This window comes from Flectobacillus rivi (assembly GCF_030056655.1).
GTDB classification, from domain to species: Bacteria; Bacteroidota; Bacteroidia; order Cytophagales; family Spirosomataceae; genus Flectobacillus; species Flectobacillus rivi.
Genome location: NZ_JASHIE010000002.1, coordinates 422,223 through 432,927 on the forward strand (window position 1 = coordinate 422,223; position 10,705 = coordinate 432,927).

6 protein-coding genes are annotated in these 10,705 nt (G+C 38.1%); 1 reads left to right on the forward strand and 5 read right to left on the reverse strand.

The window, feature by feature from the left end:
* Positions 1–24: 24 nt before the first annotated feature.
* From lpdA to QM481_RS04105, 3 genes are all read right to left on the reverse strand, one after another.
* Positions 25–1,428 (reverse strand): dihydrolipoyl dehydrogenase, encoded by a 1,404-nt coding sequence (lpdA, locus tag QM481_RS04095; RefSeq protein ID WP_166550247.1) that lies wholly within the window; start codon positions 1,426–1,428, stop codon positions 25–27.
* Between the two features lie 242 nt (positions 1,429–1,670).
* On the reverse strand, positions 1,671–3,197 hold the full coding sequence (gene odhB / locus QM481_RS04100; protein WP_283380744.1) for a 2-oxoglutarate dehydrogenase complex dihydrolipoyllysine-residue succinyltransferase: 1,527 nt from the start codon (positions 3,195–3,197) through the stop codon (positions 1,671–1,673).
* A 160-nt stretch (positions 3,198–3,357) separates the two neighbouring features.
* Entirely contained in the window at positions 3,358–6,093 is a 2,736-nt protein-coding gene (locus QM481_RS04105; RefSeq protein WP_283380745.1) for a 2-oxoglutarate dehydrogenase E1 component, read from the reverse strand.
* Between the two features lie 1,049 nt (positions 6,094–7,142).
* Here QM481_RS04105 and QM481_RS04110 point away from each other — a divergent pair.
* Positions 7,143–8,483, forward strand: coding sequence for a thioredoxin fold domain-containing protein (locus QM481_RS04110; RefSeq protein WP_283380746.1), 1,341 nt, complete (start codon positions 7,143–7,145; stop codon positions 8,481–8,483).
* 53 nt (positions 8,484–8,536) lie between these two features.
* On the opposite strand, the gene QM481_RS04115 is transcribed toward QM481_RS04110, so the two are convergent.
* Positions 8,537–9,454, reverse strand: a complete 918-nt coding sequence (locus QM481_RS04115) for a PorP/SprF family type IX secretion system membrane protein (RefSeq protein WP_166550251.1) — start codon at positions 9,452–9,454, stop codon at positions 8,537–8,539.
* A gap of 495 nt (positions 9,455–9,949) precedes the next feature.
* The gene (locus tag QM481_RS04120) at positions 9,950–10,699 is read right to left on the reverse strand and encodes a LytR/AlgR family response regulator transcription factor (protein WP_166550252.1); all 750 of its coding nucleotides are present in this window, start codon (positions 10,697–10,699) and stop codon (positions 9,950–9,952) included.
* Positions 10,700–10,705 lie beyond the last annotated feature (6 nt).

Sequence of the window (10,705 nt, forward strand, 5' to 3'; positions counted from 1 at the left end):
AAATCTCAGCGCAAAAAGCCTTAATTAAGCATGTAATGCTCTATTTTCAGTTGCTGCCAAACATGCTTCTTTGATAGCTTCTGTATAAGTAGGGTGAGCATGTGACATACGAGAAATATCTTCAGCAGAGGCACGATATTCCATTGCAACTACGGCCTCAGCAATCATATCTGCTGCACGAGCACCAATGATGTGAACACCAAGGATTTCGTCAGTAGCTTTATCAGCCAATACTTTCACCAAACCATCTGTATCCATTGAAGCTGTTGCACGACCTAAAGCTTTGAATGGGAATGAACCAGCTTTGTAGGCACGACCAGCAGCTTTTAATTCTTCTTCAGTTTGACCAACAGAAGCTACTTCTGGCCAAGTGTACACTACACCTGGAATCAAGTTATAGTTGATGTGTGGTTTTTGTCCTGCAATAGTTTCAGCTACAAATACACCTTCCTCTTCAGCTTTGTGAGCCAACATAGCACCACGAATCACATCACCAATAGCATAGATTCCACCTACTTTTGTTTGTAAAGTATGCTCATCTACTTCAAGTTTACCTCTTTGATCTGTAGCAAGACCAGCAGCTTCAAGATTCAAACCGTCAGTATATGGACGACGACCAATACAAACTAGTACATAGTCACCAGTAATCGTTACATCTTCATCTTTTGAGTTTTTCGCTGTAACAGTTACGTCGTCACCATTGTTAACTACGCCAGTTACTTTGTGGCTTAGGTAGAAGTCTGCACCCAATTTCTTGATTGATTTCTGTAACTCTTTACCCATTGTTTTGTCCATAGTAGGAATCATAGAATCAGCAAATTCTACGAAACTTACTTTAGCACCCAAACGAGCATAAACTGAACCTAACTCAGCACCAATAACACCAGCACCAATAACGATCAAATGTTTTGGAATTTCTTGAAGATTCAAAGCTTCAGTTGAAGTAATAACACGCTTTTTGTCAACAGGAATAAATGGTAACACCGTTGGTTTTGAACCTGTAGCAATGATGATATTTTTACCAGTAATTTGCTCAGCAGTACCATCAAGTTTAGCAACATTCACAGTATTTTTGTCAACAAAAGAACCTAAACCGTTGTAAACCGTGATTTTGTTTTTCTTCATCAAGAAAGCGATACCATTATTCATTTTCTCGATTACTCCTTTTTTACGAGTAATCATTTGAGATAAGTTAGCTTTCAAGTTTTCAAGCTCGATACCATGCTCAGCAAATGAATGTTGTGCATTGTAGAAATGCTCTGATGAGTCCAACAATGCTTTTGATGGAATACAGCCTACGTTTAAGCAAGTACCACCCAATACAGAGTATTTTTCGATGATGGCTGTTTTTAAGCCTAATTGAGCCGAACGGATGGCAGCTACATAACCACCAGGACCTGAGCCTATTACTATTACGTCGTATTGCATACTTTGATTATTTACAGTTATTGAGCTTTTGACTCTTTATCTATAATTGCTTTGTTACTATAAAAGTTCTTTATCGGATAGTTTTGAAATAAAGTGTTTGACTTTCGATCAATCTGCTTCAATTTTTGATAAAAATAGTTTTTCTCGCGTATTGAATCTATTGATTTTAAGTCAAAAAATGATACAAAAAAGGCAAAGACACGCATAATATCGTGTCTTTGCCTCAGTAATATCTATTTAAACTAGACGTCTAACAACAAACGAGTTGGATCTTCTAGTAATTGTTTTAAACGTACCAAGAAGCTTACAGACTCACGACCGTCGATGATACGGTGGTCATAAGAAAGTGCTACATACATAATTGGGCGAACAACCACTTGACCACCAATTACCACAGCACGCTCAACGATATTGTGCATACCTAAGATAGCCACTTGTGGAGCATTGATGATTGGCGTTGATAACATTGAACCAAATACACCACCATTTGTAATAGTGAAAGTACCACCGTTCATTTCATCAAGTGTCAATTTGTTGTCACGAGCACGAGTTGCTAATCTAATAACCTCAGCCTCGATACCAGCCAATGATAATTGTTCAGCATTACGAATTACAGGTACAACTAATCCTTTTGGAGCAGATACTGCAATTGAAACGTCACAATAGTCATGGTAAACAATTTGATCGCCGTCGATAGAAGCATTAACCGCAGGGAATTCTTTCAATGCCACCGTCACTGCTTTAGTGAAGAATGACATGAAACCAAGGTTAACACCATGTTTTTCTTTGAATTTATCTTTGTATTTCGAACGCAAATCCATAATTGGCTTCATATCAACTTCGTTGAAAGTAGTCAACATAGCAGTCTCGTTTTTCACTTGAACCAAGCGACGAGCTACTGTTTTGCGAAGCGAAGTCATTTTTTCTCTTCTTACACCTCTTGAGTCAGAAGAAGCAACCGGTGCTGCTGCAGGAGCAGGAGCCGCTGCTGGAGTTGCAGGCGCTGGAGCTACTGGTTTTTGAGCACTTTGAGCATCTTCTTTAGTAATACGGCCACCTACACCAGTACCTTGTACGGCACCAGCATCAACACCTTTTTCAGCTAAAATCTTAGCTGCCGCAGGAGAAGCATGACCCGCAGCGTAGTTGGCATCGCCCGAAGGAGCTGCTGCAACTGGTGCTGCAGAAGGAGCTGGAGCAGCAACGCTAGCACCTGCACCTACGGTAAGAGTTGCTACCAAGCCACCGATAGGCAAAGTAGTACCAGCTTCTGCTACGATGTGTAATACACCCGCCGCTTCAGCAGGCAATTCGAAGGTAGCTTTGTCAGATTCAAGTTCGCACAATACTTCGTCCATCGATACAGTATCACCTTCTTTCTTATTCCAAGACGAAACTGTAACTTCAGTGATAGACTCACCTACTGCTGGAACTTTGATTTCAACAACCTTAGTTTCCGTTGCAACTGGCGCTGCTGCTGGAGCAGGAGCGGCTACTGGAGCTGCTACAACTGGCGCTGCTGCTGCCGAAGCACCTGAGGCTTCGATAACACAGATTACTGCACCAATTGGTAAAGTATCACCTTCTTTTGCAACAATGCGCAAAACACCTTCAGCTTCTGCTGGTAGTTCGAAGGTAGCTTTATCAGACTCTAACTCGCACAATACCTCATCCATCTTCACTACATCCCCATCTTTTTTATTCCATGAGGCAATTGTGACCTCGGTTATCGACTCGCCAACTGGCGGAACTTTCATTTCGATTGCCATCTTATTAATTTATTATTTAGTATTCGGATTGGTTGTTTGACACAATCTTCAATTTATAACTATAGTAAAATGTCCTGTTTAAATATTGTCTGGTAACATGATGCCAAAACCGACTCTCTGAGCCGTAGCGTCAAAAAGTCGGTTTCAACAAATATTTTAACTAAGCAAATGCTCTATCAACTAGGATTGCTTGCTCTTCGTTGTGAACTTTCAAGAAACCTGTTGCAGGTGAAGCAGATTTTTTGCGAGCAATAACTCCTTCAAATGATTTGAAACCAAATTCGCGAGTTACAAATGACCAGTATCCCATGTTTTCTGGCTCTTCTTGTACCCAGTACACTTTCGCTTTTGGATACTTCGCAAGTTCTGCATTTACTTGGCTAGTTGGGAAAGGATGCAACTGCTCGATACGGATAATTGCCACATCGGTGCGATTGTCTTTTTGTTGTTTTTCCAACAAGTCGAAATAAACTTTGCCAGAACACAACAATACTTTCTTCACTTTCTTAGCATCTGCATAAGTGTCACCGTAAATTTCTTGGAATGAACCGTCGATAAATTCTTCAATTGGAGAAACTACCTTTGGATGACGGAACAATGATTTTGGTGACATGATGATTAATGGCTTACGGAATTCCCAAGCCAACTGACGACGCAATGCATGGAAGATGTTTGCAGGAGTAGTTAAGTTAGCTACTACCATGTTATCTTCTGCCGCCAATTGTAAGTAACGCTCAGGACGAGCATTTGAGTGCTCAGGACCTTGACCTTCATAACCATGAGGCAACTGCATTACCAAAGCATTCATTGTACCCCACTTAGATTCGCAAGATGCAATGAATTGGTCAATCATTGTTTGAGCTCCATTTGAGAAGTCACCAAACTGAGCCTCCCAAATAACCAAAGCTTCAGGGTTTGCTAATGAATAACCAAATTCAAAACCTAACACACCGTATTCAGACAACAATGAGTTATAGATTTGGATTTGCTCTTGACCTTCTTCAATAAAGTTCAAAGAAGTATATGACTCATTTGTCTCAGCATCGTGCAATACCGCATGACGGTGAGAGAATGTACCACGTTGAACATCCTGACCAGATACACGTACCATTTTACCTTCCAACAACAATGAACCATACGCCAAAGCTTCAGCTGTAGCCCAGTTCAATTGTCCATTTTGGAAAAATGCTTTACGATCAGCTAATACTTTTTCAATTTGCTTCAAGGCATGGAAACCTGCTGGCAATTTTGTCAAAGCCGCTGCAATTTTATCAATCGTTTCTTTCGAAATACCAGTTTTTGGAGATTTCTCAAAATCTTCTGTACCAGCGAAACGCAATTCAGCCCATTTGTTATCCAATTTCAATGGTACATATTCTGGACGAATTTTTTGTTTCACTTGGTCAAGGCGAGCTTGTAATTCAGCCTTAAATTCAGAATCCATTTGTGAAGCCAACTGAGCATCGATATCACCACGTGTAATCAATTTTTGTGTGTAGATTTCACGAGGGTTTGGATGATTTGTGATATTCGAATACAAGGTTGGTTGTGTAAATCTTGGCTCATCAGATTCGTTGTGACCATTTCTACGGTAACAAACCATATCAATAAATACGTCACGGTTGAATTGCTGACGGAACTCAGCCGCAATTTTCGAAACAAAAACAACAGCTTCTGGATCGTCACCATTTACGTGGAATACTGGAGCATCAATGATTTTAGCTACATCTGTACAGTAGATTGCCGAACGAGCATCCTCAAAGTCTGTTGTAAAACCAACTTGGTTGTTGATTACGAAGTGGATTGTGCCTCCTGTTTCATAACCACGCAACTTCGCCATTTGAGTTACTTCATATACAATACCCTGACCTGCTACAGCAGCATCACCATGAATTAAGATTGGTAATACTTTATCGTAGTCACCATCATAGTGAGCATCTGCACTTGCACGACAGAAACCTTCAACTACAGGGTTTACAGCTTCTAAGTGAGAAGGGTTTGGCGCTAATTTCAAAGAAATTTCAGAACCAGCAGGAGTAATATGCTTAGATGAATAGCCTAAGTGATATTTTACGTCACCGTCACCGTGGATTTGATCAGGAATATTTCCTTCAAAACCATCAAAGATTGCGGCGTAAGATTTGTGCATAATATTGGCCAACACGTTCAAACGTCCACGGTGAGCCATACCAATCATAGCTTCTTTCACACCGAGGTCAGCCGCAGTATTGATAATAGCATCAAGTGCAGGAATAGTGCTTTCGCCACCTTCCAAACCGAAACGTTTTTGACCTAAATATTTTGTACCTAAGAAGTTTTCGAAAACAACAGCTTCGTTCAATTTTTGAAGAATCTGTTTTTTCTCATCGATAGAAGGATTAAAAGCAAGCGCTTCCTTCTCGATTTTGTTACGAAGCCATTCTTTAACATCTGATTCTCTGATGTAAGAATACTCAAAACCAATCGAACCTGCGTAGATTTTATAGAGAGATTCCACAATTTTGCGAAGAGATGCTGGGCCAATACCCAAAAAACTACCCGCTTGGAATACTGTATCAAGATCAGCTTCAGAAAGTGCATAATCTTTTAAATCAAGACGAGGGCGACGATCCTTACGCTCACGCACAGGATTGGTCTTTGACAACAAGTGTCCTCTTGATCTAAATGCCTTAATCAAACTGATTACAGACATTTCTTTCTGAACCATTGAAGCATCGACAGATGCACTACCCACTCCGTTGGAAGAGGCCTCGCCACTCCAAGAAGTATAAAAGTCAAAACCTTTGAAAAAGTTCTGCCAACTAGCGTCAACCGAATTGGGGTCTTGCTGATATGACTCGTACAAGTCCGAAATTACCGCAGTATCGGCGTTGGCAATGTATGAAAATTGGTCCATAACTGGCGTTAATCTTTGATATTAATTAAACTTATTCGTAAAGTTTCTTACATAGGGTACGAATAAAGTACAAAGAGATTGGATTTCTGGATTTAATGAAAGTCTCCCAATAGAATTTTGGCAAAGTTACGGTATGCCCGTTAATTAAATCACAAAAATTTATTTGTTTTTTACAGGATTTTTGCCAAATTAATATAGTAGCTAAAATAACCCCCCTAAAAATTTTGCTTTCTTAGAAAAATTCAACTTTACCTTAAAATAGCAACTATTTTAATCAGTTTGTAGTAGTTCTAGTTTATGTAAGAAAACTTCTTTTTTGCGGGTGCAAATGTACGCATATATCCATTTGTTTTACCTATTTTTTTTGAAAAACTATCCTTATCTCTCTAAGTCAATCAGGTAGTTAGATTTACTGAATCCTTAAATATTTTATTTCAGCTCCTTCCTTTTTGGCACGCAATTAGCTACAGTTTACAACATGAGCAATGCCAAGTAGTTTTATAGTTGTTTTACTCCTCCGCCAAAAAGCAATTAATCCTACCCCAAAAATACAAATTTTGATATTTTTTACTCATTTTGTTAAACTACCACATCGGTATTTCATTTGTAGGCAATACTTGTACTTTTCGAATTTATTTGAAGCTTAAACGCTTTTTTTTCTGTAGTTCTGGGCTACAAGTAGATAACTATATATTTTTGCATAACAACATTTATAGGATTTCCCTAAAAACTTGTATTTGCTACCCAAATTGCTCATTCTGTGGTTGTTTGCACAGAGTTTTTTTCACGAGGCACTTATTTATGTAATTTATTTTCAGTATATTAATCCTTGATTATTTCTGAGACTTCCTGCATTTTTAAGAGTATCAACAATCTTCAGCTGTGCTTCTTTACAAGAAGTTGTTGTCAAAATAAAGGCTTTGTGAATAAATAGTGATATTTTCGAATGGAATTTCATGAGACGATTCGTCTTAAGCATATATTTTCTTTGTCCGCAAAAACGTTGAACACTCATTGAAACTATTCCTTACCAAAAACATTACCATACCATGAAACCAGTAAACCTGTCGCAAATCTGTTTTCTTGCTCTTATGTGGGTAAGTGCTCAGACCTTCTCACAGGGAATATCTTTTCGTCAAGATGATTGGCAAAATGTACTTGTTCAGGCAAAGGCTCAGAACAAGTTGATTTTTGTTGATATTTATACTACTTGGTGCCGACCTTGTAAGGAGATGGACAAAAAAACCTTCTCCGAAGCGTCTGTGGGTGATAAATTCAATAGCAAATTTATCAATTACAAAATCGATGCTGAAAAAGGATTTGGGATTACCTTGGCCAGACGTTATAATGTGACTTCCTACCCTACTTGCCTTTTTGTAGATGCCACCGAAAATTTGGTGTACAAACAAGAAGGATACCTTGGCTCAACCGATTTGTTAAAAGAAGCCGACTTGGTTTTGACAAACCAGTCAGACTCTAAGCCTATTTATGTGCTCGAAAAACAATACAATGAGGGCAAACGTGAGCCAGATTTCTTGTACGAATTTATTGCCAAGCGCTCTAGATACAATCTTGATAATATGGCACTTGTGGAAGAGTACGTGAAGGCTTTAACTCCAATTCAACAGTCCTCAGATAAAACATTGCGTTTGGTGGTTAATAATGGCTTTAAAATCGATGGTAAAGCCTTTGAACTTCTTTTAAAATATCGTGAAAAAGCAGAAGGATTATTTGAAGGTGGCGATGAAAAAGTCAATCAAGCCTTTTCGACCAGTATCAACGAATTCTTTTATCAGGCCATTGAGACCAAAAATAAAGTACTTTTTGAAAAAGCTCTACAGGCTAATTTAAAGGCACTTCCCAATACAGCAGATAGAGTAAATGATAAAAATAAATTAGCTTTTTATCTGGCAGTAAAAGATATTAATAAATACGTAGAAGCTGCCGAAAACTATTTGGACCAATATGTAATGTTTGTGCAAATAGAAAGTATTCGTAAGCAAGATTTGTGGGAATATGACAAAATGATGCAAGCTTACCGACTTGGAATCAAAGACTCTACAGGCACAGGAGCGCCACTTTATAACAATATTAAAAAGAATGGGCGATTCACGATGGCGCGTTTAACTGCCAATGAGCTTCATGATGTAGTGAAAACTTTTTATGAACAAGTGGATACTCTGGCTAAACTAGAAAAAGCCATTCCTTGGGTTCAAAGAGCTATTGAGTTAGTTGAAAATCCTGACTATTATCACTCTTATGCTCAACTGATGTTAAAATTAGGCGACAAACAAAAAGCCTTAGATATAGAGCAAAAAGCTTATGAATTAGCGCTCAGAGAAAAAATAGACACGCAAAAATTTACCTCTGCGTTGGAAAAGATGAAATAAAAAACGGGTGAGAAATTCTCACCCGTTTTTTATTTCTTTCTAGTACAATTATGCTAAAAGTACTTAAACTGAGCTGATTTCCCATTACCCGAATCAAAATCAAATCTTAACATAATTTGATGAAATCCCTGATTGGCAGGCGACGTAGTATTGGTTGAATTACTACCTTGAAAGTCGTAAGAATACCCAATTCTCATCTTATTCAGTTGTACTTCAAGCGAGCCTAATAAAGCCTTATTGACAAATTCAGAGCCTGTGTTTTGATACCAAATACCCACACCAAATCTTTCTTTTACCCAAAGTACTCCGTGCAAATCTATATCGTTGCGGTTATAGTCACCATTGCTAATGCGTCTAAACACGACGCCCGTTTTGAGCATAAAATCATCAGATAAAGGAAACAAATACCCTCCAGAAACAAAAATTGGCACATTATACCCGTCGCTTGAGGCATTAACATTTGGCATTGAAACTCCTGCATACCAATCATCATTTTGATAGTATACTCCTAAGCCAAAGCTTGAGCGCAATCGAGTAGTACCTGAACCTCCCGCACCAAAAATAGCAGGAACTTGGGTTATACCTGCCAAAGCACCAACTGCCAATTTTCCATCATTAGGCATATTGAAACGGTAAGCAAAATTGCCATAAAGACCTAAATTACCTGCCAAATTTCCACCGATTCCAATGGCTTGATCTGTATTGTATGCCTGAAAGCCTACGCCCATTTTATCTTGGGCGATTGGCATATCAAAGTTAAAATATTGTTGTGTTGAGGTTGCTCCAATATTGTTGGTAAACAAAGGTCTTTTTCGATAAATACCTGAAAAAGAGATGACTTCTTTGGCTCCAGCATAGGCTGGGTTGATCGTCATGGGCATGAAAGGATAGGTATAATATAGCTGATCTTGTTGACCATAACTTTGAAGATATAGCAAGGTGGCTATTACTCCTAGTAAAAGCTTTCTCATATTGACATTGTGTTTATTCTTAGAACTAACCTACTCGTTGAGGTTTTGTAACGAAGTTAGTAGCAAGTACGTTATAATGCAAGCACTACAAACTAGAAGAGACTTATAAAAACGTATGGTTCTATTTTCGGATAATAGAGCTAGCACAAATCTCTATTGGAAGTAATAATAAAAATGAAGAAAAGAGAAATTGGAGTTTAATTGAATAGATTATGTAGAACCTTTACTAGGATATTTTCAACAAAGCTTGACATAAGACTATTCAAGATACTTTGTATGGAATTTCAAAAAATTGTACTTCCTAAGTACTTCGTGTACTCATTTTATATGAAAATAAAAGAGGACCCACAAGTTACCTTATGCTTGGGAGTCCTCGATAAGTATAGAGGTCTAACACACATTACGAAAATACATGGTAAAGCTATGTCAAACAATCTACAACTTTTATACGGTAATAAAATGCTATTATCTGGTCAAATATAGTTGATATATGGCTTATCGCCCTTTTAACCACTCTAAAAACTCAGATTTTCGGCGTCGGGCTATTGGTAGTCGGATATCGTTTGTTAGGACTACTACGCCACCATCTTCATTCAAAACCTTCTGAATATGGAAATGACTAATTACATGAGAATCATGAATTCTGAAGAAATCATATTCTTCCAATAGCTCGTGGTAGGTTTTTAAATCACGAGAAGACATGACAGGCTTCCCTTGAAGCAAATGAATCAGAGTGTAGCCACTCGAAGCCTCACACCTAACAATATCCTGTACTTCAATCATTTCAAACCCTTTGTGCGTAGGTATAGCGATTTTATTCTTACGGCTTCTTGGGTTATTTAAAGTACTCAGTAAATTTCGTAGTTCACCGAGATTATCCTGACTATCGAGCTGTTTTTCTGCCTTTTTGACAGCCTCAATAAGTTCTTCTACATGAATTGGTTTTAAGAGATAATCAATTGCCGAAAACTTAATCGCGTTAAGCGCATATTGGTCAAAACCAGTTACAAATATGACTTTAAAAGAAGGTTCATCAAATTTCATTAATAAATCGAATCCCGTTCCGTTCGTCATTTCCACATCCAAGAATAAAAGATTAGGATTAAAAGTGACTACTTTTTGATATGCTTCTTCGACAGAGGTGGCTGTTTCTATAATTTTTACTTGTGGACAATATTTGGTTAAAAGTGTTTTTAAAGCTTCTAATGCGTTATTCTCATCATCTACAATGATAGCTCTAAGCATGGTTAA

Excerpts from the sequence above, each read along its gene's own strand:
- lpdA (WP_166550247.1), bottom strand. The coding sequence starts at position 1,428 with ATGCAATACGACGTAATAGTAATAGGCTCAGGTCCTGGTGGTTATGTA.
- odhB (WP_283380744.1), bottom strand. The coding sequence starts at position 3,197 with ATGGCAATCGAAATGAAAGTTCCGCCAGTTGGCGAGTCGATAACCGAG.
- QM481_RS04105 (WP_283380745.1), bottom strand. The coding sequence starts at position 6,093 with ATGGACCAATTTTCATACATTGCCAACGCCGATACTGCGGTAATTTCG.
- QM481_RS04110 (WP_283380746.1), top strand. The coding sequence starts at position 7,143 with ATGAAACCAGTAAACCTGTCGCAAATCTGTTTTCTTGCTCTTATGTGG.
- QM481_RS04115 (WP_166550251.1), bottom strand. The coding sequence starts at position 9,454 with ATGAGAAAGCTTTTACTAGGAGTAATAGCCACCTTGCTATATCTTCAA.
- QM481_RS04120 (WP_166550252.1), bottom strand. The coding sequence starts at position 10,699 with ATGCTTAGAGCTATCATTGTAGATGATGAGAATAACGCATTAGAAGCT.